Annotated in this window: 19 protein-coding genes; 7 read left to right on the top strand and 12 right to left on the bottom strand. The window is 67.7% G+C overall.

Going from position 1 to position 25,194, the window contains the following annotated elements; genetic code table 11:
• Positions 1-12 precede the first annotated feature (12 nt).
• The 4 genes from HZA32_10205 to HZA32_10220 all read right to left on the bottom strand — a co-directional run bounded on the left by HZA32_10205 (position 13) and on the right by HZA32_10220 (position 5,530).
• A complete protein-coding gene (locus HZA32_10205; protein MBI5424456.1) occupies positions 13-1,149 on the bottom strand; it encodes a cellulase family glycosylhydrolase in 1,137 nt (378 codons plus the stop codon).
• Positions 1,150-1,167: 18 nt separating this feature from the next.
• On the bottom strand, positions 1,168-3,150 hold the full coding sequence (locus tag HZA32_10210) for an alpha-N-arabinofuranosidase (GenBank protein ID MBI5424457.1): 1,983 nt from the start codon (positions 3,148-3,150) through the stop codon (positions 1,168-1,170).
• Between the two features lie 122 nt (positions 3,151-3,272).
• Positions 3,273-3,749, bottom strand: coding sequence for a paraquat-inducible protein A (locus HZA32_10215; protein ID MBI5424458.1), 477 nt, complete (start codon positions 3,747-3,749; stop codon positions 3,273-3,275).
• A 110-nt stretch (positions 3,750-3,859) separates the two neighbouring features.
• Positions 3,860-5,530, bottom strand: a complete 1,671-nt coding sequence (locus tag HZA32_10220) for a mucoidy inhibitor MuiA family protein (GenBank protein ID MBI5424459.1) — start codon at positions 5,528-5,530, stop codon at positions 3,860-3,862.
• A gap of 91 nt (positions 5,531-5,621) precedes the next feature.
• On the opposite strand from HZA32_10220, the gene HZA32_10225 reads away from it, so the two are divergent.
• Positions 5,622-6,464: an SDR family NAD(P)-dependent oxidoreductase gene (locus HZA32_10225; protein ID MBI5424460.1), complete on the top strand. Its 843-nt coding sequence runs from the start codon at positions 5,622-5,624 to the stop codon at positions 6,462-6,464.
• 64 nt (positions 6,465-6,528) lie between these two features.
• Here HZA32_10225 and HZA32_10230 read toward each other — a convergent pair whose 3' ends face one another.
• Both HZA32_10230 and HZA32_10235 read right to left on the bottom strand, forming a co-directional pair.
• Entirely contained in the window at positions 6,529-7,542 is a 1,014-nt protein-coding gene (locus HZA32_10230; GenBank protein MBI5424461.1) for a DUF2157 domain-containing protein, read from the bottom strand.
• Positions 7,543-7,728: 186 nt separating this feature from the next.
• Complete coding sequence (locus HZA32_10235; protein ID MBI5424462.1) at positions 7,729-9,231, bottom strand: excinuclease ABC subunit UvrC; 1,503 nt, start codon at positions 9,229-9,231, stop codon at positions 7,729-7,731.
• A gap of 57 nt (positions 9,232-9,288) precedes the next feature.
• Here HZA32_10235 and HZA32_10240 point away from each other — a divergent pair, with 57 nt between their 5' ends.
• From HZA32_10240 to HZA32_10250, 3 genes are all read left to right on the top strand, one after another.
• Positions 9,289-10,617: a CinA family nicotinamide mononucleotide deamidase-related protein gene (locus HZA32_10240; protein MBI5424463.1), complete on the top strand. Its 1,329-nt coding sequence runs from the start codon at positions 9,289-9,291 to the stop codon at positions 10,615-10,617.
• Between the two features lie 97 nt (positions 10,618-10,714).
• A complete protein-coding gene (locus HZA32_10245; GenBank protein ID MBI5424464.1) occupies positions 10,715-10,972 on the top strand; it encodes a hypothetical protein in 258 nt (85 codons plus the stop codon).
• A 44-nt stretch (positions 10,973-11,016) separates the two neighbouring features.
• Positions 11,017-12,129, top strand: a complete 1,113-nt coding sequence (locus HZA32_10250) for a DNA polymerase III subunit delta (protein ID MBI5424465.1) — start codon at positions 11,017-11,019, stop codon at positions 12,127-12,129.
• Positions 12,130-12,326: 197 nt separating this feature from the next.
• On the opposite strand, the gene HZA32_10255 is transcribed toward HZA32_10250, so the two are convergent.
• Entirely contained in the window at positions 12,327-14,438 is a 2,112-nt protein-coding gene (locus HZA32_10255; protein ID MBI5424466.1) for a hypothetical protein, read from the bottom strand.
• A 6-nt stretch (positions 14,439-14,444) separates the two neighbouring features.
• Entirely contained in the window at positions 14,445-15,704 is a 1,260-nt protein-coding gene (locus tag HZA32_10260) for a DUF3142 domain-containing protein (protein ID MBI5424467.1), read from the bottom strand.
• 448 nt (positions 15,705-16,152) lie between these two features.
• Here HZA32_10260 and HZA32_10265 point away from each other — a divergent pair, with 448 nt between their 5' ends.
• The 3 genes from HZA32_10265 (at position 16,153) to HZA32_10275 (ending at position 19,474) form a co-directional block, all read left to right on the top strand.
• On the top strand, positions 16,153-16,476 hold the full coding sequence (locus HZA32_10265) for a pyrimidine/purine nucleoside phosphorylase (protein ID MBI5424468.1): 324 nt from the start codon (positions 16,153-16,155) through the stop codon (positions 16,474-16,476).
• Positions 16,477-16,572: 96 nt separating this feature from the next.
• Positions 16,573-18,015 (top strand): adenylosuccinate lyase, encoded by a 1,443-nt coding sequence (locus HZA32_10270; GenBank protein MBI5424469.1) that lies wholly within the window; start codon positions 16,573-16,575, stop codon positions 18,013-18,015.
• Between the two features lie 208 nt (positions 18,016-18,223).
• The gene (locus tag HZA32_10275; GenBank protein MBI5424470.1) at positions 18,224-19,474 is read left to right on the top strand and encodes a 6-phosphofructokinase; all 1,251 of its coding nucleotides are present in this window, start codon (positions 18,224-18,226) and stop codon (positions 19,472-19,474) included.
• Between the two features lie 189 nt (positions 19,475-19,663).
• On the opposite strand, the gene HZA32_10280 is transcribed toward HZA32_10275, so the two are convergent.
• From HZA32_10280 to HZA32_10295, 4 genes are all read right to left on the bottom strand, one after another.
• Positions 19,664-21,802 (bottom strand): S9 family peptidase, encoded by a 2,139-nt coding sequence (locus HZA32_10280; protein ID MBI5424471.1) that lies wholly within the window; start codon positions 21,800-21,802, stop codon positions 19,664-19,666.
• 93 nt (positions 21,803-21,895) lie between these two features.
• Positions 21,896-22,663 (bottom strand): lipoate--protein ligase family protein, encoded by a 768-nt coding sequence (locus tag HZA32_10285; GenBank protein ID MBI5424472.1) that lies wholly within the window; start codon positions 22,661-22,663, stop codon positions 21,896-21,898.
• A gap of 46 nt (positions 22,664-22,709) precedes the next feature.
• Positions 22,710-23,624 carry an SDR family oxidoreductase gene (locus HZA32_10290; protein MBI5424473.1) on the bottom strand — a complete coding sequence of 305 codons (915 nt, stop codon included), beginning with the start codon at positions 23,622-23,624 and terminating at the stop codon, positions 22,710-22,712.
• A complete protein-coding gene (locus HZA32_10295; GenBank protein MBI5424474.1) occupies positions 23,621-25,138 on the bottom strand; it encodes a PAS domain S-box protein in 1,518 nt (505 codons plus the stop codon). Before HZA32_10295 ends, HZA32_10290 begins: the two co-directional genes overlap by 4 nt.
• Between the last annotated feature and the right edge of the window lie 56 nt (positions 25,139-25,194).

Genomic DNA, 25,194 nt, shown 5'->3' on the forward strand with positions numbered 1-25,194 from the left:
CGGAAACCGGGCCTACTTCAGGAACAGCGCGGCGAGCAGCTCCGTGTCGGGCGTGCCGGTGGGTTTGCCGGCGTCGCCGCGTTGGAAGAGGCCGAAGTTGCCTTTGTAGTCCCAGTTGGCCCAGGCCATCCCCTCGCTCTCGAGCACGCCGACGAAATCGCGGTAGTAGCGCAGGCGATCCGCGCGCGGCACGGTCGGCAGGCAGCCGAATTCGCCGCAGTAGAGCTGCAGGCCGAGTTCGCGGGCGCGCTTGATGGCGGGCATCAGGTCGGCGCGGATGGCGTCGGCGTTCCACTCGTGGCGGGCGCTGGCGAATTGGTCGACGATGTGTTTTTCCTGCTGCGCTTCGATCTGGGCGAGTTCCTCGGCGGGAATCGGTCGGCCGGGATATTGCACGGGGCCGGTGTAGAGTTTCACGGGCGTCCAGTTCGCGCGATAGTGCGTGAAGGTGAACGGCTCGTAGCAGTGCGTGCTGAGGATGATGTTCGGGTCGCCGGCGGGGACTTTCAGCGCAGGAAATTTCCACGCGCCTTGCCAGCGGTTCGAGCCGATGACGATGACGCGCTGCGGCTCGGTGGCGCGGATCTGCGCGTGGGCGGCGGCGGCGAGGCGGTTCCAATCCTCGTCGTTGTCCGCGACGGCCTCGTTGAGGATTTCGTAGGCGACGGCGTCGTTCGGGTAGTCCTTCAGGCGCGCGGAGAGCTGTTGCCACAGGCCGAGGAAGTGGCGTTGCGCCGCGGGGTCGCTGAAGAGCGTGTTGGCGGGGCCGCCGTCGTTGGCGGCGTTGAAGTGGTGCGAGCGGACGGTGTGGAGGTCGACGATCACACGCAGTTGGTGCGCCCGCGCCCAGCCGAGCGCTTTGGTGAAGTAGCCGAAATTCTCCTCGTTCGGACGGCCGTCCTCGTTCCACAGCTCCTTTTCATCCACCGGCAGGCGCACGTGGTCGAAGCCGGCGCGGGCGATGAATTTGAAATCTTCCTCGGTGATAAACTTGTCGCGCGGCGCGCCCGCGTATTGCGAGAGCCAGTGGCTGAGGTTTGTGCCGCGATGGATGCGGAAGCCGGAGGGGTTGGTCGGCGCGGGCGTCGATGAGGTGGACGCCAGTGCGGTGGCGAGACCGAGACAGGAGAGAAGCAGGGCAAGTTTCATGGGGAATCAGGGATGGGGTTATTTCAGCGGAATGGAGAACAGAGCGATGCCGAGAGCGGGCGCCGCGAGGGGTTGGGTGGTGTCGATGGCGGGTTGCTCGACGATATCGACGGCGCGCGGCTGGCCGGGCGTGTTGTGGGCGAACTCAGTCGGCGCGGCGATGGTCCAGCGCGTGGCAGTGCCGGCGGCCGTGCGGCCGGCGGGCAGCGCGAGCGGGAGCGCGACGGCGGCGTCGGTCGGGTTGACGAGTGCGACGGTGAGCGTGCGGCCGTCGGCGGACAGTGCGGCGGCGACGTCGAGCGCGCCGAAGTCGCCCTCGAGTTTCAGCGGCACGGAGCCGAAGTGCGCGCGGTAGAGCTGGAGCACGAGGCCGGTGGTTTCCATCTCGGCGGCGGTGCGGCTGGTCTTGATCGCGCCGATGACGTTCACGGTCTGCGCGTAGAAGGCCATGTGGATGACGTCGCTCTGGCGGAAGTATTCGTGGAGGCCCATCGCGACGCCCAGTGCGTCGGCCTGATCGTAGACGCAGCCAAGTTCGCCGTAGACGTAGTCGCGGTGCCAGTAATTCCACTCGTCCATCGAGACGGAGATGAAGCGGCCGCGCAGATTAGGCAGCGACGCCTGGAGCGCGCGGTGGCCCTCGGCTTTCTTGCGGATCGTGTTTTTTAACTTCACGACTTCGGCGGCGAGCGCGCCGCGGCCATTCGTCGCCCACGGCAGGCGGCCTTCGTAGAAGTGTTCGGAGATGAGGCTCATGTGGTCGGCGCAGGCGAGCAGCATGCCGTGCGACCAGGTGTGACCGGATTTCACCTGCTCGGGATCGTTCTTGGCGTTGATCGTTTCGAGGTCGCCGACGGCGGCGAGCTCGAGCGTGGGATCGACGCGTCGCATGGCGTCGACGACGAGGTTGTGTTTGATGGTGTAGTGCGAGAGCTGCATGAAGCCCAGCTGCCACGGGCCGAACATCTCGTTGCCGACGCACCAGTAGCGGACGCCGTAGGGCTGCGGGTGGCCGTTCTGCGCGCGCCAGCCGCCGGCGAGCGTCGCGGCGGGGCGGTTGCAATACTCGACCCACTGCGCGGCGGAGTGCGCGTCGCCGAAGCCGGTGTTGGCGGCGATCATCGGCTCGGCGCCGATCTCACGGCAAAAGGCGATGAACTCGTCCGTGCCGAAATCGTTGTGCTCGACGCCGGTCCACGCGGGGTTCTTGCGCGGCGGGCGGCGGTCGCGGTCGCCGATGCCGTCGCGCCAGTCGTAGCCGCTGACGAAGTTGCCGCCCGGCCAGCGATAAATGGAGCCGTTGAGCTGCTTGAGCAGCGCGAGCGTGTCGCGACGCAGGCCGCGGACATTGTCGGCGGGCATGAGCGAGAGCGTGCCGAGGAGGACGTCGGCGTCCGCGACGCGCACCTCGAGCTGCGCGCGGTCGGTGGTGGCGCCGGCGGTGAAGGCGAAAGCGTGTTTCGCGTAGTCGCCTGGCGTGGCGGACACGCGCACCGTGGCGCGGTCGGCGGCGCCCTCGCCCCAGACGAGCGTGACGTCGACCGCGGCGGGTTTTTCGCCCGTCCCGCGGAGCCAGAGGTAACCGGTGTAGCCGCGGCCGGCGGCGACGCCGAGGTCGCGTTGGCGGATGCCGGCGCCGGCGCGCAGCAGCGGCGTGTGGTCGCCGACGAAGGCGTTTTCCGTCACCATGCGCACGCCGTCGGGTGCGCCGATGATTTGCCAAGGCGACGCGCCGACGACCGGATACGCGGTGTCGGCGAGGCTCTTGTAGGGCGCGTAGTCAGCGGTGACGGGGAAGTAGAATTTCCGGTCTTCGAGCATCTCGGCCCAGATGCCGCCGTAGATGCAGCGGCCGAGGTGTTCGATGAACTGCCCATAAATGAACGGGTTGATCGGCGCGCCGGTGCGAGCGGGATCGATTTTCACGACGGGAGTGGGCGCCGCGAACAGCGGCGCAGCCGCGAGCGCGCTGGCGAGCAGCAGAAAGCGAAGAAGACGCATGGGGTGGAGGGGACGGACCTTGGAGAGTCAATCCGTGCCACGCCCACCGGCAAGGGTGCCGGCTTTCTATCTATTGCACGGCTTTGAAGTCTGTTTGCCGGCGCGTCCGCGCGCGGGCGGGGTCAGGCGCGCAATTGGCGATCGATCCAAGAGGAGGCGAACTGTGTCACGACGACCGAGAACGTGAACAGATAAAGCCCGAGCCCGATCTGGAGCTTGGCGAGGCCGGCGGCCTTCATCGTGACGATCAGGATCGCAACGACGAACACGTCGAGCATCGACCACTTGCCGAGCGTGGCGACCCAGTGGTGCAGGCGCTGGATGCGCGAGAGGTCCTTGTCGCGCTCGAGCCAGATCAGCGCCAGCAACCCGAGCTTCGCGGCCGGGAAAACGAGCGTGAAGAGGGTCAACACCGCGAAGAGGAAATACTCGCCTTCCTGGAAGAGCGCGACGATGCCGCCGACGACCGAGATCGCTTCGTGGAAGATCCAGAACTTCGACACGTGGAAGAACGGGAAGAACACGCCGCTGAGAAACAGCGCCGCGGCGACGACGAGCAGCGCGGGCACGGCGGCGGTGGAGCGGTCGGGCGTGGACATGCGCGAATGCAGGCCGAAGGACGCGCGGCGCGCAAGGCCGGCCGAAAAAAAGCGGGCCCACCTCTCAGCGGGCCCGCGCACCCAGAAAAGGGCGAAAGAGTTACTCGAACTTATTCGAGACCGGTGACGTTGACGTCGTTGGGATACTCGATGGTGAATTTCACGGTGATCTCGCGCTTCTCGCCGGGCTTGAGGTCGAGCGTCCACTTCAGCGAGCCCTCATCGGTGGGCTTCAACTCGCGAGCGTCGGGCGCGAGCTGCTTGATGACGATCTTCTCGTTGCGCGAGAGCGGCAGCTGGTCGACGACGATGACGCGTTCGGCGGACTTCTTGTTGTTCTGGATCGTGAGGAGATACTCGTAGGTGACGCGCTTGCCGGAGTTGGTCAGGCCGGTGTCCTCGGTGAACTTCTGCACGCGCTTGTGCTTCACGCTGATCGCCTCGTCGGCGCCGAGCGCGAGGTCGAACTTCTCGCCGGCCATCACGGTGCGCAGCGCGCTGGTGGCGACGAAGGTGCCGTCGAGGAAGACGTTCATCGGGCCGGCGAGCAGGGGGAAGTCGGTTGAGTTGACGACCTTGGTGGTGAGGAAGGCGGTCTGCTGACGCTTCGGGACGGTGAGGTATTCGGGATTGGCGGCGAGCTTGGCAGCGGCGATCGGGACTTTTTGCGCGGAGCCGTCGCTCGGGATGGTGGACGCGGTGGCGATCTTGAAGGAGGCGCTGGTGGCGCCGGATTCCACGGTGGCGGAGGCGAGTTCGGCTTCGGGCGGCGGCGGGGCCATGTCGGCGGGCGCGGCGTTGGTGGTGAATGCCTGCATGTTGACCACGCGGGCGGCGTTGAGCTTGGCCCGTTGTTCGCGCTTGTCGGCTTCGTAAGCGTCGCGGGCCTCAGCGGCCGCCACCAGCGGGCGATTGACCCACACATCCAGATTCCACGCCGTGAGCGTCGGCGCGGCACCGCCGAGCGACGGGCGCGCGGTCGAGAGCGTGAGCGCGACGTTTTTCCAGTCCTCGCCGGTCGTCTGCGTAACAACGCCGAAGTAGCCGAGCGCGACGGCGCGTTCGCCGCTGAGGACGCGGGCGTCGTAGCTGGGCGTCCAGCGGGCGTTGCCGACGGTGTAGGAGAGCGCGAGTTCGAGGTTGCCAGCCTGCGCGGCGGAGACGCGGACGACGACGGTCTTGAAGCCCTTGCCGCCGGTGCCGCGGAGTTCGTTGAGCTGCTGCTCAAGTGCGGCGATCTTGTTGCCGAGTTCCTCGCGCTGCTGGTCGAGCTTCTGGTTGGATTGGGCGATCTCGAGGAGCTGTTTCTGTCCGAACTCGAGCGTGGCGCGCACGTCTTCGAGTTTGGGGCGACCGGCGTCCTTCGTGGCCGCGACGGCGTTCTTCATGAATTCGGTGATGCTGTCGCGCTGGCTGGCGAGGACGGCGACCTGATCGCCGAGCGTGCGGTCGTCGTTGCGGAGGGCGCGGAGCTGGTCCTCGATCTCCTTCACGCGGGAGTTGGGTGTGAAGTCGACGAACGTCCGGCGCGCGGCGACGTCGAGGATGACGGCCTGCGCCGTGCCGCGGCCGCTGACTTGGACGGATTGATCGACGAGCGACTCGGGGAGGTTGGCGAAAACGAGTTCCGCCTGGCCGCCGCCGAGGTCGATGGTGGCGGTGCGCGTGACGACCGCGCGGTCGGTGTAAACGGTGACGGCGGAGATGGTGGAGTCGACCGGCGCGGCGGCGAGCGCGGCGGCGAGCAGGGAAAGGAGGGCGGTGAGCCGGAGGAATTTCATGGATGCGATTGGGTGCACTGAGACCACGGATGGCGGGGGAGGTTCTTAGAGAAAATCTGTTCATCGCGCCGCACTTAGCTATTCCAATCCTATGCCCCAGCTTTTCGGCCAAGTCGTCATCATCACCGGAGCATCGTCCGGCATCGGCGAAGCCACGGCGCGGCGCCGTGCGCGCGGCGGCGCCCGGGTCGTGATCTCCGCGCGGCGCCAGGAACGTCTCGACACGCTCGCGCGTGAACTTGATCCGAGCGGCGCGAGCGTGCTCGCCGTCGCGGGCGACGTCACCAGCGATGCCGACCGGCGGCGGCTCGTGGAAGCGACGTTGGTTAAGTTCGGCCGCGTTGACGGTCTCGTGAACAACGCCGGTTACGGCACGCGCGGTCCGCTGGAGATCGTGCCGGTGGAGGCGATTCGCCGGAATTTCGAAACCAACGTCTTTTCGCTGATCGCGCTCACGCAACTCGTGTTGCCGACGATGCGCGCGCAAGGGAGCGGCTGCATCGTGAACATCGGCTCCGTGGCGGGCCGGATCGCGCGTCCGCTTTCGAGCATCTACGATTCGACCAAGCACGCGCTCGAGGCGTTGACCGACGGGTTGCGCGGCGAGCTGGAGCCGTTCGGCGTGCGCGTGACGCTCATCCGGCCGGGCTACATCGTGACGGAGTTCGTTTCGGCGGCGGACGCGGCGTCGGACGAGTTCCTCGCGCAGGCGGGACCCTACGAGCCGTTCCTCGCGGGCTTCCGCGTCGGCTACAAGAAGCTGCGCCGCGTCGCCGGCGCGCCGGACGACATCGCGCGGTGCATCGAGGACGCGCTCACGAGTCGCAACCCGCCGCCGCGCTACGCGGCGCCGTTTCACGCGAAGATTTTCCTGCTGTTGAAATGGCTCCTGCCGAACCGGCTTTTCGCACGCATCGTGCGGCTGCGGCGGTGACGAAGTGCGCGGATGCCAAACGGCATCCGCCCCGATGGGCAGGCAGGAGGCCTGCGCTGCTCGATCACTCGTCCTCGCTGTCGGCAGCGAGGCGGTGTTTCAGGCGGCGCATTTGCCAGATTGTCTCCGCCCGGGAGCCGATCAGCCAGAAGCTCGCGCCGAGGATCACGAAGAACACGGCCTTGTGCAGGTCGTCCCAGAAAAATTCGAAGAAGCGCGTGTAGAGGTTGATGCCGAGGAAGGTCAGGCCGAAGCCACGGAGCACGCCGTCGTCGTTCTTCAGTCCAAGGTAGATACAGCCGGCGGCAGCCGCGCCGAAGTAGAGCGACCAGTGCAATAGCTCAAGGTGCGTGGCGCGGTGCCAAGCGTCGTAGCCCTCGTAGTTGCCCCAGATCGAGAGGATCCATAGCGCGATGAACAGGTAGAGCAGCCCGACCACGCGCGTCGTGCCGAAGAACTCCGCGAAACGCGGCCGGCCACGCAGCAGGAGCGAGAGCAACGTGAGCGCCGCGCCGAAGAGCACGAAGCGCAGCGGATACGCCATGCCGAGGTAGTAGGCGCCCCAACCGGACGCGTAGCCCGTCTCCGCGCCGAACCAGCTGCCGAGCGACAGCAGACCAAAGATCCAGATGAGTTTCGACTCCAGCAACAGGCCGAGCGCGCTGTAGACGACCGCCGCGAGCAGGATGAGCAGCGAGAAGTGACCGCTGCCGTCGTCGATCGCCTTGCCCAGGCACGCGACCGACGCCGCGATGCCCAACACCCCGCCGAAGTAGATGGCCTCGTTGCTGTAGACTTTTTCAGGTGCGCGGTGGCGGCGCAGCGTGCCGAACCAGAAGAGCAGGGCGGAGACCGCGGCGCACGCGAGGCTCTTCAGGCCCCACGAGGCGTGGAAGAGGCGCGCGATCAGGTCCATGAGCCACTTGTCGGCCAGCGCGGCGCCGACGGCGATGACGACGCAGGCGATCGCGCCGGCGAACGAGTAGCGCGCGAGCCGGCGCCAGTCGAAGCTCAGCGGCACGATGCGCGCCGACAAATCCTCGGCGAGCGCTGGTGCGATCATTTCCTGGCGCGCCATTTCCTGCAGCGCGTTGCGGACGATGGCGGCTTTGCGCTTCGGGAGACTCAGGCGCGAAGCGGGCGCGGAGGCGGAGGACGAAGAAGTGGCGTCGGGAGGATTCATGGGGCGGGCGGTTCGCCGAGACCCTACCAGAACAAGTGCGCTACAGGTATTCGATAAACCCGATGCCGCACATCGGGTCGCTCAATCCGGTTGCGCGCCCGGTTCTGCCGGCGCGGCGAGGAACGCGTGCAGCTCGGCGGCGAACTTCGGGCCGATGCCTTCGGCTTGCGCGATCTCCTCCGGGGTGGCCGCGCGGAGTCGGTCGATGGAGCCGAAGTGAGCGAGGAGCGCGTTTTTCCGCTTTTCGCCGAGGCCGGGAAAGTCGTCGAGGATGCTCTCGCGGATTTTGCGCGAGCGCAGGTCGGCGTTGTAGGTGTTGGCGAAGCGGTGCGCCTCGTCGCGGAGGCGTTGCAGGATGTTCAGCCCCGGGTGGCCGAGCGGCAGGTTGAGCGGGTCGCGTCCGTCGGGGAAGATGATCGTCTCGTGCTTCTTCGCGAGACCGATCATTTTCGGTGGCGGGCATTCGAGGGCGAGGAACGCCTTCAACGCCGCCGCGATCTGGCCGCGGCCGCCGTCGATGACGACGAGGTCGGGGAACTGCTTCCGCTCCTCGATCAGCCGGCGGTAACGGCGGCCGACGACTTCCTCCATCGCGCGGAAGTCGTCGTTGCCGATGAAGCTCTTGATGGAGAAGCGGCGGTAGTTGTTCTTGTCCGGCACGCCGTCGGCGAAGTGCACCATCGAGGCGACGACGAACGTGCCGCTGATGTGTGAGATGTCGAAGCACTCCATGTGCGCCGGCGGGCCGGGCAGGCTGAGCGCCTCGCCGAGCAGGCGCAGCGCCTCCTCGTTCGGGCGCAGTTGGGTGAGGTCGCGCGTGAACTTGCGGGTTTTCGACAGCGTGCGTTCGAGGGCGAGCACGACGTCGCGGAGTTCGGCGGCTTTCTCGTATTCCTGCTTGGCGGCGCGCGCCTTCATCTCCTCGCGTAGCTCGTCGAGCCATTCGCGGCTCTTGCCGTCGAGGAAGTCGCAGGCTTGCTCCACCCGCGCGCGGTAGTCGGCGGACGTGACTTCGTTGGGCCAGCCGTAGAGTTCGGCGCGGACGTCTTCGTAGAGTTGGTAGCGGCCGTCGGGGAGCTTGATCGGGTGCGCGTCGCCGAGGAGCACGCCGTATTGCTTGCGCATCGTGGCGAGCGTGCGGCGGAGCAGGCCGGAGTGCGCGAACGGCCCGAAGTAGCGCGAGCGGTCCTCCTTGCGGAAGCGCGTGAGCGCGAAGTGCGGCATCTCGTGCTCGAGGTTCACGCGGACGAGGAGGAAGCGTTTGTCGTCGGTGAAGTCCGTGTTGTATTTCGGGCGCCACTGCTTGATCAGCTTGCCCTCGAGCAGCAGCGCCTCGGGCTCGGACTTCACGTCGATGGTCTCGAAGTCGGCGATCATCTCGATCAGCGTGCGAATCTTCGGTTGGTGGCGCAGCTGGCGCGTGCGGCCGGGCTGGAAGTAGGACGAGACGCGCTTTTTCAGGCTCTTGGCCTTGCCGACGTAGATGATGCGGCCGAGCCGGTCCTTCATCAGGTAGACGCCCGGCGTGTCCGGCAGCGCGCGGACCTTCTCGCGGATGGCGTCGATGGAGCGGGATTCGGGCATGTCGGCGTGCGGCGGCTGGATTTTTGGAAATTTAGCGCTACGGTGCGACCTCAGGTCATGGCCGCCTCTCCGTCGAACAATTCCCAGCCCGCCTCGGCTGGCAAATCATCTCCGCGCTTCGAGCTCGTCACGCTCGGCGACGAGTTGCTGCTCGGGCTGACGGCGAACTCCCACCTGACCTGGATCGGCGCGCAGCTCGGCCGGCGCGGCGTGCAACTCGACCGCAACGTCACCATTTCCGACGACGCCGACACGATCGCGCGGCAGTTCCGCGAGAGTTGGGCGCGCGCCGACGTCATCATCACGACCGGCGGCCTCGGGCCCACGTGCGACGATCGCACCCGCGAGGTCGTCGCGGAGGTGTTGGGACAGGAACTCGTGTTCGATCCCGCGCTCATGGCGGCGATCGAGGAGCGGTTCGCGAAATTCAACCGCACTTGCACGCCCAACAACCGCAAGCAGGCCTTCCGGTTTTCGCGCGGTGAAGTTTTCCCGAATCCCAACGGCACCGCGCCCGGGCTCTGGGCGCAGCAGGACGGCAAAGTGCTCGTGATGCTGCCCGGTCCGCCGAACGAGCTGCAGCCCATGTTCACCGATCAGGTGCTGCCGCTGCTGGCGCAGCTCGGGCTCGTCTCGGAAACCGAATCCTACATCCAGATCCGCACGGCCGGCGTGGGCGAATCGATGCTCGAAACGCGCTTCCAGCCGATCTTCGACCGGTTCCCCGGGCTCGGCATCGCCTATTGCGCGCACCAATGGCAGGTCGATTGCCGCGTGAGCTCGCCGGACGGCAAATACTCCCGCGCGACGCTCGAAGCCATCGCCGACGAGTGCGCGTCGCTGCTCGGCGACGACTTCGTGTGCTTCGGCCACGACTCGCTGGCGAAAGTCGCCGCGGACCACCTGCGCCAGGGCGGACGCACGCTGGCGGTGGCCGAGTCCTGCACCGGTGGATTGCTCTCAAACAGCTTCACGGACATCTGCGGCGCTTCGAAATTCTTCATGGGCGGCATCGTCGGCTACAGCAACGACGCGAAGATGCTGCTCCTCGATTGCCCCGAATGCCTGCTCTCGCAACACGGCGCGGTCAGCGCCGAGTGCGCGGTGGCGATGGCGTGCGGCGTGGCGGAACAGCTCAGCGCCGACTACGGCCTGGCGATCACGGGCTACGCCGGTCCGACCGCGAGCGGCAAGTGCTGCGACGACAACGGCGTCGGCACGATCTTCATCGGCCTGCATTCGCCGGCCGGCGACTGGTCGAAAAAACTCAGCTATCCCGGCCAGCGCCCGGCGGTGAAGCAGCGCGCGGTCACGGCCGCGATCGACTGGCTGCGCCGCGAAATCGTCCGCGAAGCGCGCCGCGCGACGAGTCCGTTGGTGAATTGAGGCGGGCGCCCGGAGCGGCGCGCGACGAGTTCATAAATAGCGGTTGCACACCGACGTGGGGAACGGCTGTCTTCCGCGCGCGGGCCAGCCAATATCCATGAAAATCGCTGCGTTTCTAGCCACGCTCGTCGTGCGTCTGATCGGTGTGAATTGGGTCTGGTCGTCGCTGACGACGGCCATCGGAGTTTTCAACACGCCGGAGCTGATGCCGGGCATCAAGATGCCACAGCAGCCCATGAACGACCGAATCCTTCTGATCGGGGCGCTCCAGTTTGGACTCGGTATCGTAGCCGTCGCCGCCGCCGGCCGCATCGTGCGCCTCTTCACCGCCGACGCGCCGCTGGGCAACGACTGAGGCTGCGCTTGCCAGCGGGCGGGGCGGGCGTTGTGTGTTGAGCGATGCCCGGCGCCAAACCCTTCGTCTTCATCTGCGGTCCCGACGACTTCCTCGTCGGGCGGCTGGGCAAGGAGCGTTTCGAGGCGATGGCGAAGGAGGCGGGCGCGGACGATTTCTCGCGCGAGATCCTCAGCGGCTTCGCCAACAACGTCGATGAGGTCGAGGCGGCCGTGAACCGCTTCCGCGACTCCGTGCAGACGGTCGCGATGTTCGGCGGCAAGCGCGTGGTATGGTTCAAGGACGTCAACTTCCTCGCCGACACTGTCACCGGCCGCGCCGACGGCACGCTCAAGCAGGTCGAGGCGTTGCAGGAAATCCTCGAAAAGGTGAACCCCGACGAGGTCGGCGTGATCGTCACCGCCGCGCCGCTGGATCGTCGCCGTAGTTTCCCCAAATGGTGCGAGTCGCACGCGGATTTCGAGTTGGTAGGCGGCGACGCCGACAGCGCGGCCGAGGGGCTCGCCGGCGTGGCGCTGGCGGAGGCGCGGGCGATCGGCGCGAGTTTCGGTGACGGTGCCGTGGAGCTGTTGCTGACCAAAGTCGGCGCCAACACCCGCCTCATCACCGAGGAAGTGCGCAAGCTCGCCACCTTCGCCGGCGAAGGCGCGACCATCGAGGAGGCGCACGTCGCCGAGCTGACGCCGAACGTGGCCGAGGGCGATTTCTTCGAGGCGGCGGATCGGTTCTTCGCGGCTGATTTGCGCGGCACGCTCGATGCGCTGCAGCGGCACTTTTTCGCCGGCGGCGACTCGCGCCCGCTGATCTCGTCGCTGCAAAACCGCAACCGCATCCTGATCCAGGCGCGCGTGCTGATCGACGCGGGCGAACTGAAGCCGCCGTCCGAGCGCTTCGGCTTCGACAAGTCGGCGTGGGCGCGCGCGCAGGGCGTCTACGCGACGCACTTCGGCGGCGATGCGGAGAAGAGCTCGTTCAACCTCTTCACGCAAAACCAGTGGTATGCCGGCAAACTCGTCGGTGGAGCCAGGCTCCCGACGCTGCGCCGTTTGATCGACAACCAGCAGGAATTCATCCGCGCGTTCGAGGAGATCATCCGCCGCCCGAGCGAGCAGGAAGCGGTGATGCGCGAGATGGTAGTGCGCTGCCTCGGCGCGTGATTTTTCCCCGTAGGCAGCGTGCTGGCGCGCGCCCCACCGATCGCCGCGGCGGAAAAATGGCGCGCCCAAGGTCGCTGCCTACCCGAACCACGAACGGTAGCCGGGGTCGCTGACCCCGGTTAAAAAGACCTTCGCCGAACAAACCGGCTTCGCCCGACCGGGCTCAGCGAGCCCGGCTACATTCGGGCAAGACGGCGCTACTCGGAGCGTGTCGGCTCCGCCTCCTTTTCCGCCGGCCACGCGAACCACCGGTGTGCGGCGGCGGCTTTGCCGAGGTCGGTGTTGGGACAGCGGAAGACGAGCGTCTTGTAGAAAAGCTGCGCGTCCTCCGGGTAACGCGCGGCGAGCCAACGGCCCGCCGTGTGGAGGATTTCCGCGGTGCGCACGTCGTCGTCGGGCAGCAACGTGGAGGCGAGCCACGCGAGTTCGGCGGCGCGTTGGCGGTAGTGGAAGCGGCGCGTGGGCAGTGTCTGCTGCCCAAAGCGCTTTCGTTCGTCCTCACTGGCAGCGAGGGCGAGATCGACGCCCTGGAGTTTTTCGTGCTGCGCATACCAAGCCCAACCGGTGGGCACACGATTCTGCTCGAAGGAGGGCCACTCGAAACTGCCGCCCCAAATCGCGAAGTCCGGCGCGAGTTCGAAGCCTTGCAGCTCCATGCCGTGCTCGCGGGCGAGGCGCGCGGCTTCCCATAGGGCGTCGGCGCGCGTGGCGGCGGGCAACTCGCGTTGGTAGCCGCGGCGCACGGCGGCGACATAGCGGTCGTAGGTCGCCACGAACTCCGCCGGGAAAAATTCGCGCGCTTCGTCGAAGCGCCCTGCGCGCACGAGCCGCCGCGCGAGCAAGTGGCGCAGGTCGCGGTCGGCCGTCGGCGCGCGTTCGGCGGTTGTGCCGCGCCATTCGTATTCTTCCGGTGGACGCATCGGCGCGCTGGCAGCGTGCGTCTCGGCACGGGCGAATGTCGTCAACTCGCCGAGCGTCAGCACGCGCTCCGCGACATAGGCGGCGTCGGGCCAGTGGCCGGCGGTGAGGAAGAGGCGGAGCGCTTCGAGGTATTGCTGGCGCTGGAGCGCGAGCGTGCCGCGCACGCCGCTGAGCTGCACCGACGGATCGTCTTCTTGGGTGCTCCTGAATCGGCGCTCGGCGTCAGTCGCGAACGCGACGGTGCTCAGCGCGGTGTCCTGCGGAAAAAATCTCGCAGCGTTCGCGAGGTGCGCGGCGGCATCCTCGATGCGGCCCTCGCGCAGCAACAGCATCGCGCGCACCCACTCGCTCGCGGCGGCGTCGGGCGCGGCGAAGCGCGCGAAGAGCCCGGCCTGATCCCAAAGTCCGTTTTGATAGGCGGCCCAGGCCCAGCGGTCGGCTTCGGCGGGCGTGAGCGAGGCGTCGGCGGGCAGCGCCTCGATCCAGCGGCGAAAACGCTGGGTGGCGTGCGCCGTCCAGGGCGTGTGCGGCCCGCCGCGGGCGACGAACCACGCCGTGACGAGCGCGCGCAAGTCGCGATCGGCGCCGAGCGCGCGGAGCGGCGACGGCGTGAAATCCGCCGAATCGGTCGGTGTGGCCGCGGCGGTGTCGTCGAGCGCAAAGACGGCTTGCAAGGTCAGTTGCAACGAGGCGAGCGCGCTGGGTTCGCCGAACGATTGCTGCTGCAGGTAGAGACGCAGCGCGCCGGCGCGGTCGTTGGCTTGAAGACGCACGCGGGCCTCCTCGCCGAGGCTGGCGAGAGCGAGACCTTGGCTGTCGGCGAAGCCTTGGGCGGCGAGTTCGTGCGTGAGTTGGAAGTGGCGGGCCGCGTCGTCGGGCCGGTCCTCGGCCAGCGCGCGGCCGAGCATGTAGGCGGCCCAGACGCTGCGGCGCGGACGCTCCGCGGCGGGCAACGCGAGCAGTTCGCGCCAGCGCGCGATGGCGGAGGGAAAATCCTTCGCGCGCCACGCCGCGGCGCCGGCGCCGTAGAGTTGGAACTCGCGCGGCAACTCCGCGGGCGGCGCGGCGCGGTCGGGTATTTCGAGGAGTGCGGTGAGGCGGTCGCTCGTCACGCCGGCGGTGGCGAGGGCGGCGCGCCATTCTTCGCGCTCGGCCGCGACGGCGGCTTCGGGAGGGACGGGACGCAGCGAGGTGACGTCCGTGCGCGGCGGGAAAACCCGCGCGAGCTCCGAGGCGAAGTCGAGCGTCGGCAACGCGGTGAGGCGGTCGCCGGGCATGACGAGGTAGGCGTTGGGGAAGTCCGGCCCGCAGGCGCGGACGACGATGGGTGCGGTCAGCGCGAGGATCGCGGGCGCGGTGTGATGGAGGAGTTTTGCGAGCGGAAACATGGAAATTCAGGGCAAAAGGGTCGCGGTGATTTCGGCGGCGCGGTCGAGGCGGAGCCAGCCCACGCGCAGCGTCTGGCCGGGCCGCAGCAGGCCGTTGGAGCCGTGCGGCGGCGGGCGGACGAGGAGCGTCGTGGGACCGGTGCGCTCGACTTGCCAGCCGGCGAGGCCGTCGGCGGCGAGGGCGCGAGCTTCGCGCCAGCTGAGACGAAACGCGGCGGGTTCGGCCGCGGCGTCTCCTTGATTGGTGACGGTCAACTCGAGCACGCCGGACGCCGCCGGTGATGCGAGGAGCGCGAGGCGGGCGCGCGGGATTTCGCCGCGCAGGACGGCGCGCAGAGTCGGCCAGCTCCACGCCAGCTCGTCTCCCGCGATCGGTAACCGAAACCAGACGATTCCCTCGCAATGCGGCGGAGGCGACGCAAGCAATTCTCCGGCGAGCGCGGAGATTTCGGCGGCGTCGGCGATGGCGAGGCGCGTCGTGTAGCCCGCGGGCCAGTCGCGCGGCTCGCCTTCGGCTTCGAGCGCGGTGAATTTCCCCGCGGTGTCGAAGATCAGCCGGTAGCCGTAGGCCGGCAGCGCGACGCGAAACGGCCGACCGAGCGCGGCGGCGCGGGCGATCCACGCGCGCGCTTTGATCGGATCGCAGAGCGTGAATGGCGCGGCGAGCGTCGCGGGTTTTTCGAGCGAGTGGACTTGCAGCGTGAAACCGTCCGCTTCGGCGATGAGCCCCGCGAAGTCCGCGCTGCGCAGCCAGTCGGGCAGCGTGGTGAGCGTGAGACGCGGCGGCTGCACGGCGGCGCGCACGGCGCGGAGCAGGTCGCGGTAGGCGGCGAGGCGCGACGTGGCGGCGTCGAAATCGAGCTGCAGTTCGGCGGGCTCGAGTCCGGCGGTGCGGGCGCGGGCGAGCGCTTGCGTGCAGGCCGCCACGACGGCGCGCGTGGCGGGCGAGTCCGGTGCCCAGGTGGAGGCGGTCGGGCCGACGCGGACGACGAGCGCGACGGAGCGAGCGTGAGCGCGCAGCGCCGCCCAGTCAGGGGCGACGGTCGTGGTGACGGCTTGGCCGCCGCGCCACGCGATCTCGGCCACGAGCACGTCGAACGCGGCGGAGTGGTTGCCGGTCTCCGCGACGGCGGCCCGCACGGCAGGAGTCCATGCGCGTTGCCAGACGTAGGCACGGTGGGGCAGGGCGGCGACGAGTGCGGTTGCGCTCACCACCGCGCAGAGCGCGGCGATACAGCGCCGGAAAAATGACCGGAGGACGGACATCGGCGCGGGAGTGTGACGGTGGCGGCGGGCGCGTCGATAGCGCCGCTCTACGCAATTGTGCGGAGAGTGGCGGCGGGTCATTGGGGGCGAGCGAGCTTGCTCGCGATTCGCGCGGGAGTGTCGCGAGCAAGCTCGCTCCCACAGGGGCGGCGGCGCAGGCCATTTTCCCCGGTAGGCAGCGTGCTGGCAGCGCCCAACGGATCGTCGCGGCGGAAAATGGCGCGACCAAGGCTGCTGCCTACCTGAACCGTAAGCTGTAGCCGGGGTCGCTGACCCCGGGAGAAAATATTCGCCGACCAAGACGGCTTCGATCAACCGGGCTCAGCGAGCCCGGCTACAGTTTTGCGAACGGACGTTCTTCGGCGCGCGTCTGCGTCGTAGTCTCAACGCGTCCCGCATGACAGGGCGGCGGCTTGTCGCGCGCGAGCGGGTTGCGCACGGTCGCGGCATGGCTCTCCCCACTGAATTCTCCGGCGTCACGGTCCACACGAAGGCGAACGTCTATTTCGACGGCAAAGTTGTCAGCCACACCGTGCTGCTGCCGGGCGGCGTGAAGAAGACGCTCGGGCTGATTTATCCGGGCTCGTATCACTTCGGCACCGGCGCGCCGGAGCGCATGGAGATCGTCGCGGGCGCGTGCCGCGTGCAGCTCGACGGGAGCGCCGAGACCCAAGACTACGCGGCCGGCACCTCCTTCGACGTCCCCGGCAAGTCGGGTTTCACCATCGAGGTGAAGAGCGGGCTCTGCGAATACATCTGCTCGTTCCTCTGAGCAACGAGCTCGCGCGGTAGGGCTCTCGTGCGCGCTCCACTGACAGGTTTTCCGCTGGCAACGGCGCCCGGCGCTCCGTAACCGTTGGCGCCTCCCATGCCCGACGCCGCTTCGCCCTCTTCCGCCGCCATCCCCAATGTCCTCGCCGAGCGCTATGCGTCGCCGGCGATGAAGGAAATTTGGTCGGCGCACGGTCGCATCCTCATTGAACGCGATTTCTGGATCGCGGTGATGAAGGCGCAGCGCGACCTCGGCGTCGCGATTCCAACCGAGGCGATCCGGGACTATGAGCGGGTGAAGGGCGACGTGAACCTCGCGCGCATCGCCGAGCGCGAGCGCACGACGCTCCACGACGTGAAGGCGCGTATCGAGGAGTTTTCCGACCTGGCGAAACGCCAGTTCATCCACCTCGGCCTCACGAGCCGCGACCTCACCGAAAACGTCGAGCAACTCCAAGTGGCCCGCGCGCTGGAACTCGTCCGCTTCAAGGCCGTCGCCGCGCTCCACCTGCTCGCCACGCGCGCCGCAGAGATGCGCGATGTGATGATCACGGGCCGCACGCACAACGTCCCGGCGCAGCCCACGACGCTCGGCAAGCGCCTCGCGATGTTCGGTCAGGAGCTGCTCATCGCCCACGCGCGTCTCGAGGAACTCATCGCGCGCTATCCGGTGCGCGGCCTCAAGGGCGCCGTCGGGACGCAGCTCGACCAGCTCACGCTGCTCGGCGGCGATGCGGCCAAGGTTGACCAACTTGAACAGCGCATCGTGAAGCACCTCGGCTTCAAGGCCTCGCTCGGCGCCGTCGGGCAGGTTTACCCGCGCTCGCTCGATTTCGACGTGGTCAGCGCGCTGCACCAAGTCGGTGCGGCCGCCGCGAGCTGCTGCACGACGATCCGCCTCATGGCTGGCGCGGGTCTGCTCACGGAGGGTTTTCAGGAAGGCCAGGTCGGCTCGTCGGCGATGCCGCACAAGGTCAACGCTCGCAACTGCGAGCGCGTCTGCGGTTTTTCCACGATCCTCAGCGGCTACGTCACGATGACCGCGAACCTCTCCGGCCACCAATGGAACGAAGGCGACGTGTCGTGCTCCGTCGTGCGCCGCGTGGCGTTGCCGGATGCGTTTTACGCGATCGACGGGTTGTTCGAGACCTATCTGACGATTCTGCGCCAGATGGAGGTTTTCCCCGCCGCCATCGCGGCCGAGAACGAGCGCAACCTGCCGTTCCTCGCCACGACGACGATCCTGATGGAAGCCGTGAAAAATGGCGCCGGCCGCGAGACCGCGCACGAAGCGATCAAGCTCCACGCCCTCGCCGCCGCCAAGGCGCTGCGCTCCGGCGGCAACGCGGATCTGCTTTCGCTGCTCGCCGGCGACAAACGCGTCGGCCTCGGCAAGAAGAAGCTCCAGGAAATCCTCGCGCAAAGCGAACGCTTCGTCGGCGCGGCGCCGCATCAAGTCGACGAGTTCGTCGCGACCGTGAAGCCGCTCGCGAAGGCGGCAAAAGGCGCCGCCGACTACCGCCCCGGCAAGTTGCTCTGAACGCTGGCGCCGACGCGCTTGCGCAGGGTTCGACGCCGACGCACTTGCGCCGTGCTTCTGCGCGGCGCGGCACTGTGCGTTTCCCCGAGGCGACCGGGTGTTTTTACTATTTCCCCGGGCCGTGGGAGAATTGGTTTGCCAGTGCTGGCGGCCCAACCTTTTTTGGACCCTCTTTCCGTTTCTTTAACAGCTTTAACTCCACACACCCATGGCAGAACTCGCAGGCAACTGTCTCATCGGCCAATCCGGCGGCCCGACCGCGGTCGTTAACGCGACCATCGCCGGCATCGTTTCCGAGGCCCTCAATCACGGCAACATCGAGGAAGTCTACGGCGCGCTCAACGGCGTCGCGGGCCTCCTCCAGGAGGATCTTGTCGACCTCGCGGCCGAGTCCCAACAGGCGATCCGCGGCCTGCGTTACACGCCGGGCGCCGCTCTGGGCAGCTGCCGCACGAAGCTGAAGAAGGACGCCGAAGTCGCCCGCGCGCTCGAGGTCCTCAAGGCGCACAACATCCGTTACTATTTCCACATCGGCGACGGCGATTCCCAGGAGTCCGCCGCCAAGATCGCCGAAGCCGCCCGCGCCGCGAATTACGACCTCAACGTCATCGGCGTCCCGAAGACGATCGACAACGACGTCCCGACGACCGACCACTGCCCCGGCTACGGCAGCGCCGCGAAGTTCATCGCCACGACCGTGCGCGAACTCTCGATCGACGCCGACGCCACCGCGCAGAACGACATCGTCACCATCGTCGAGGTCATGGGCCGCAACACCGGCTGGCTCGCTGCCGCCGCCACGCTGGCCAAGCGCCGCGATCACCCGAACGACCCGCCGCACCTCGTCTACGTGCCGGAAGTCGCGTTCGACGCCGCCAAGTTTGCCGATGACGTCCGCCGCATTCTGAAGCGCGAGAAGCACTGCGTGATCGTCGTGGGCGAAGGCCTCGTCGACAAGGACGGCAACTACGTCGCCGTCGAGTCCGGCGATGCCACCACCGCCGCGCAGTTCGGCGGCGTGGGCGATCACCTCAAGGAGATCGTCGAGTCGCAGGTCGGCGCCAAGGTCCGCCTCACGCGTCTCGGTGTCACCCAGCGCGCCGCTGCGCACCTCGCCTCCAAGACGGACGCCGACGAGGCGTTCCTCGCCGGCCAGGCTGCGGTCAAGGCCGCCATCGACGGCGAGAGCGAGAAGATGATCACGCTCGTGCGCGGCGACACCGACACCTATACCTGCGAGACGGGCCTCGTGGCGTTCGCCGACCTCGTCGGCAACACCAAGAAGCTCCCGCGCGAGTGGATCAACGAAGACGGCGTCAGCCTGAACTTCCAGTTCTACCGCTACGCCACGCCGCTGATTCAGGGCGAAGTCACGGTGCCGTATGAAAACGGCATCCCGTCCTACATCCGCCTGCACGGCGAGCGCGTCGACAAGCAACTCGCCGCCTTCGAGGGCTGAGTCGTCGCCCACGCGAAAATTTCGAGCCGGTCGCAAGACCGGCTCTTTTGTTTTCCGGATACGAAAAAGGCACCGGCGAACCGGTGCCTCGGATTGAGGTAGGGGCCGTTGCCCTCAACGGCCCTTTTTTGAGCGAGCACGAGGGCGCTTGAGGGCAAGCGCCCCTACCAGAGAGAGCGCGCGCTGCGCTTACGCTTTCGGCGCGGGAGCGGCGGCGTCCTTTTTCTCCTCAGTCTTCTTGTCGGCGTCGAAGTCGGGCTTTTCGAGCGCGGGCTTGCCGCCGATGTGGCGGCTGAGCCAGCTCTGCATTTCCCAGTGCCAGTAGATCGCGTTCTGCGGTTTCAGCACCCAGTGGTTTTCGTCGGGGAAGACGACGAGGCGCGACGGCACGCTCATCGCCTGCAGCACGCCGTAGAGTTCGAGGCCGTTGCCGTAGGGGACGCGGTAGTCCATCTCGCCGTGCAGCACGAGCGTCGGGGTCTTGAAGTTCTTCGCGTAGAACATCGGGTTCTCCTTCTGCAGGCCCTCGACGTTGTCCCACGGCTTGCCGCCCATGACCTCGGGGAAACCGTGCGGGACATCCGTGGCGTATTGCGCGTAGCTGCTGTTCACACCGGCGTGATCGATGATGGCCTTGAAGCGGTCGGTGTGGCCGAGCACCCACGCGGCCATGTAGCCGCCGTAGCTCGCGCCGGCGGCGGCGAGCCGCTGCGGGTCGAGGTTCTTGAAGCGGTCGAGCAGGAAGTCGGTCGAACGCATGATGTCCTCGAACGGCATCTCGCCCCACTGGTTCAGGATGCTGCGGGAAAATTCCTCGCCGAAGCCGGTTGAGCCGTGGCGATTGACCCAAGTGACGACGTAACCGGGCGCGGCGAACACGTGCGTGTTCCAGCGGTAGCTCCAGCTGTCGCGGCACATCGTGTGCGGGCCGCCGTGCATGAGCTGCACGAGCGGGTATTTCTTCGCGGCGTCGTAGCCGGGCGGGAACACGAGCCAGCCTTGGATCTCGACGCCGCCCGCCCCGGCGAACGAGTAGCTTTCGACCTTGCCGAGATCGAGCTGCGCCATGAACGCGTCGTTCACGTGCGTGAGCTGGCGCGCCTGGCCTGTCGTGGCGTCGAGGACGAAGAGTTCGCCCGGGCGCGAGGTGGTGTCGTTGAGGAAGACGACCGTGCCGCCTCCGACCCGCACGCTCGACGAGGTGCCGGCGCGATGGACGGCGGCGAAGCCCGAGCCGTCGGCGTTGGCCTTGAAGATCGGCACCACGCCGCGGTCCTCGGCGATGAGCCAGAGGATTTTGCCGTCGTGGGAAATTTCCACCTCGTCGATCGAGTAGTCGAGCGCGTCGGTGACCGGCAGGCTCTTGCCGCTGGCGAGATCGTAGCGCCAGAGTTTCTGGAATTCGCCGGAGTAATACGGCGTCTCCGTGCGGAGGAAGTAGACGCTCCTGCCGTCGGGCGACCACTTGGGCGAGCCGTCGCCGCCCTTGTTCTCGGGCGTGACGTTCTTCATCTCACCGGAGCCGTCGGTCGGCACGAGGTAGATGTCCTGGTTCAGGAAGTCGCGGTAGGGCGGCGGCGTGCTGTTGAAATCCAACGCGATGGTCTTGCCGTCGGGCGAGATGTCGAAATGCACCTCGCCGCTGCTGTTGAAGAGCCGGTCGACGTTGGGCGTGAGGTCCTTGATGGACTTGGTCGCGAGATCGACGAACACGAGGCGGGTCGCGGCGCTGTCGACGAGGTAGTGGTCGAAGTAGCGATACTGGCGGTTCTCGGTGACCTTCGCGGTCATCTTCGAGTCCTTGCGGCGCTTCAGCTCCTTCTTCATCGCAGCGAGGTCGTCCTTGCCGAGCTTGCCGGCGAGTTCGGGGATCACCGTCGTCGCCACCACGATGCCGCTGCCGTCGGGCATCCACTTGGGGTTCGAGATGGAGCCGGGCAATTCGAGGACCTTCTCCGCCTCACCGCCGCCAAAGGGGATCACGTAGAGCGACGCGGCCTCGTCGTCGCCGCGCTTCGACGTGAAGGCGATGCGCGTGCCGTCCGGGCTCCACACCGGCGAACCGTCACCGGCGGCAGCCGTGGTCAGGCGTCGCACGGCGCCGCTCGCCACGTCGACCGCCCACAGGTTGCTCGTGGGCTTGTTCTTTTCGATCGACCATTCCTGTTGCGAGAACACGACGGTCTTGCCGTCGGGCGAGAGGGCGGGACTGCCGAGGCGTTTGATGGCCCAGAGGTCCTGCGGCGTGATCGGGCGCTTGTCGGCCGCGATTGCGGCCACAGCGAGCACCACGGTGACGAACAACGCGACAACGCGAGGGGTTTTCATTCTGGCGCGAGCAAACCGAAGCCCGCGCGCGAGTCAAAGCCGTGTCCGCCCGATGCGACGAACGACGCGTCCGCCTCCGCGAAAAGGGCAAATTCAGCGATACTCGATCCAGTCGGCCGACGAATACTGCTCGATCAGCCCAGCGACCTCGTCCTCGTTCAGCTCCGGCCACGGCGTCTCCGCCGCTGCGGCGGCGAGCGCTCGCCCGAGCGCGGCGACGAAACGCGCGCCGAAATCGTCCCAATCGAGCACGCCGACGCTGCTCTTCTCGATCGAGCCCTGGAAGAGCAGGCCGTGCTTGTTCCGCTTCTGCGCGGCGCCGGCGACCTTGGCACCGGTGGTGGAGTTCACGACATCGAACAACTCCGCGCGCTGGAAACACACGCCTGTGGGTGGAGCGGCTTGACCACAAGACGCTCCGTCGCCGAACGCGTTGGGGTCAACGCGTTCCACCCCGGGCTCGCACACGGCTTTCAATTCCACCGGCTGGCCGAGCGCAACGAGGGTCTCCGTGAGGCATTCGTGGACCACGCGGTAGGACTGCGTGGCGCGCGCCTCCTCGAGCGGATGGCCGCGCGGGATCACGAGCGCGTAGGTCCAGTCGTTGCGATGATCGACGATGCCGCCGCCGGTCGGGCGACGGCAGAGATCGACCGGCAAATCGGCGGCGAGTTTCTCGCGCACGAAGGCGATTTTCTGGCTGAAACCGAAGGTGAACGCCGGACCGCGCCACTCGTAGTGGCGGAACCGCGCCGCCGTCGCGTCCGGGTAGCGCTGCAGGAGCAGGAAATCGATCGCCATGTTCTCGGCGGCGCCCGCGGTGCGGACAGGCAGGACGTGAAGGGGCGAAACGATGCTCATGGACTGACCACGTTTAGGCGTCGTCGCGCGCGTGTCCAATCGACGTTTAGCCCTGGCCGAAGCCGCGCCACCACGGCGGCAACACCAGTCGCGCGACGGCCGCCGCGAAACGCTCGGGTTTCACCCGCAGTTCCCGATCGAGCGGCGCCAGATCGAGCGTGAGGTCGCGCGGACGAGTCGCCGTGAACTGCGGCATCGACGCGCGCGGGGCGGACGAAATCCACTCCGGCGGAAAATTGAAATGCGCGCAGATCGCGCGGCCCATTTCCCAGCGCGAGACCGGCTCCGCGCCGGTCCAATGCAGCACGCCCGCGAGATCGGGGCGCGCGGCGAGTTCGAGCAGCGCGGCGGCGACGCTTTCGGCGCTGCACGCGGCGCGGATCTCGTCGGTGAAGAGCGCCATGGTTCGGCCAGCGGCCCACGCTTCGAGGAATTTTTCGTGCACGCTGCGCCGGCCGCCGAGGCTGTTGCCGAACATCAGCGGCACGCGCACGACCGCCGCACGCGGGTCGGCGGCGAGCACGCGTTGCTCCGACTCGAGCTTCTGCCGGCCGTAGCGGTGGAGCGGATTGACGGGTGACGCGATGGAGTAGGGCGGGTTCGCGCCGTCGAAGACCTGCTCGGTCGAGACGTGCACGCAACGCGCGGCGATCTCTCGCGCGACTTGGGCGAGTGCGGCCGGCAGGTCGACGTTCACGCGCTGCGCGAGTTCTGGCTTGGCGTCGCAGGCGGCGGGTTCCGCGACGGCGGCGCAGTTCACGATGACATTGGGCCGCACCTCGCGGGCGAGCGCGGCGACGGCGTCAGGATGCGAGAGATCGAGCGAAACCTGCCGCGCGACGCCGGGCACGGCGGCGGACCAGCGGCCGACGACGCCGATCACTTCGGCGCCTTGCGCGTTGGCGGCGCGAGCGACGGCGGCGCCGAGCAACCCAGACGCGCCCGTCAACAGCAGCTTCATCGCGTATCGAGCAGCCCGCGCACCGAGCGGAGCAGCGTGCTCAGCGCAAAAGGCTTCGGCAGGTGCGCGAACGAGCGCGGCGGGAAGTCGCGCAAGGCCGACGCCGGCGAGTCGACCGACACGGCGAGCACGCGCAGGCGCGGGCACTTTGCGGCGAGCAAATGGATGAGTTTCACCGCGTCGGCCACGCCAGCGTCGACGAGCAAGAGGTGCGGCGCGGGACCTTTGCCCACGCTGCCGATGGCGTCGGCGATGCTGGCGAACTCCTGCACCTTGTAGCCGTCGACCGCGAGGATGCCGCTGACCATTTTGCGCAGCACTTCATCCTCTTCGACGAGCCAGAGCGTTTCAGAGCCGCGCGCGCCGGGCGGCGTCGGGATCATCGTGCTGTAGACCTGCTCGGGCTCGGGTGTCTCGGGGAGCAACACCTCGAACGTCGTGCCGGAGCCCGGTTTGCTGCGGACGGTGATGCGGCCCTCGCAGCTTTTCACGACGGCGAACGCCATGGGCAAACCCAGGCCGGTGCCGTGCGGTTTGGTGGTGAAGAACGGCTCCCACATCCGTGCGAGCGTCGTGTCGTCCATGCCGGTGCCGGTGTCGGTGACCTGCAGCATGACGTAGTCGCCGGCGCGCAAATCCCCGGCCGGCGCGGCCAGCTTGTGGTTGGCGGTGCGCACGGTGAGCTTGCCGCCGTGCGGCATGGCGTCGCGGGCGTTGAAGCAGAGATTGAGCAGCACCTGCTGGAACTGCGTCGGGTCGATGCGTGTGTTGCCGAGATCGGAAGCGAGGCGCATCTCGACCTTTACGGCCTCGCCCACGACGCGGCGGAGGATGTCGGCGATCTCGCGGATGAGCGTGTTCGGGTTGACGACGCGCGCCTCGGTTTCCTGGCGGCGGCTGAACTCGAGGATTTGGCGGGCGAGGCGCGCGGCCTTTTGCCCCGCGCGGTGGATTTCCTCGAGGTCCTTCTGCGCGGCGGGCAGGCCGGTGAGCTTGGCGCTCATGATCTCGCAGTAGCCGTTGATGATCGAGAGCAGGTTGTTGAAGTCGTGCGCGACGCCGCCGGTGAGCTGGCCGACCGTGTCGAGTTTCTGCGAGTGGAACATCGCTTCCTGCAGCCGTCGCACCTCCGAGAGATCGCGAAAAACAGCGACGAGCAGGCCGTCGCCCAGCGACGAGAAATTCCAACCGGCGAAGAAGGCCGTGCCGTCCTTGCGATGCAGCCAGCCTTCCCCCGCGAGCAGGCGCTCGCTCGCCGAGCGGCCGGCGCGGGGCGTGAGCACCTCGGTCTTCGGGCCGTGCAACAGCCGGGTGTTGCGGCCGACGAGTTCGGCGACGCTGTAGCCGCAGAGCGAGGCGAAGCGGGAGTTGGCGGCGAGGATTTCCACGCCGGCTGCGTCCCATTTGTCGCGCGTGATCAGCGCGGCCTCGGGCAGCGACTCGAGCAAGGCGACGGCGGCCGGGGCGGGGCCGACGGCTTGGGGCGCAGCGGGAGTGGGCTTGCGGGCAGGCATGGGGCGCTCGTCGATGCATCGTGGGGTTGCGTCGCGGACGATGTCAAAGCCTGCGT

It is taken from the genome of Opitutia bacterium (genome assembly GCA_016217545.1).
In the GTDB taxonomy this organism is placed as follows: domain Bacteria; phylum Verrucomicrobiota; class Verrucomicrobiia; order Opitutales; family Opitutaceae; genus Didemnitutus.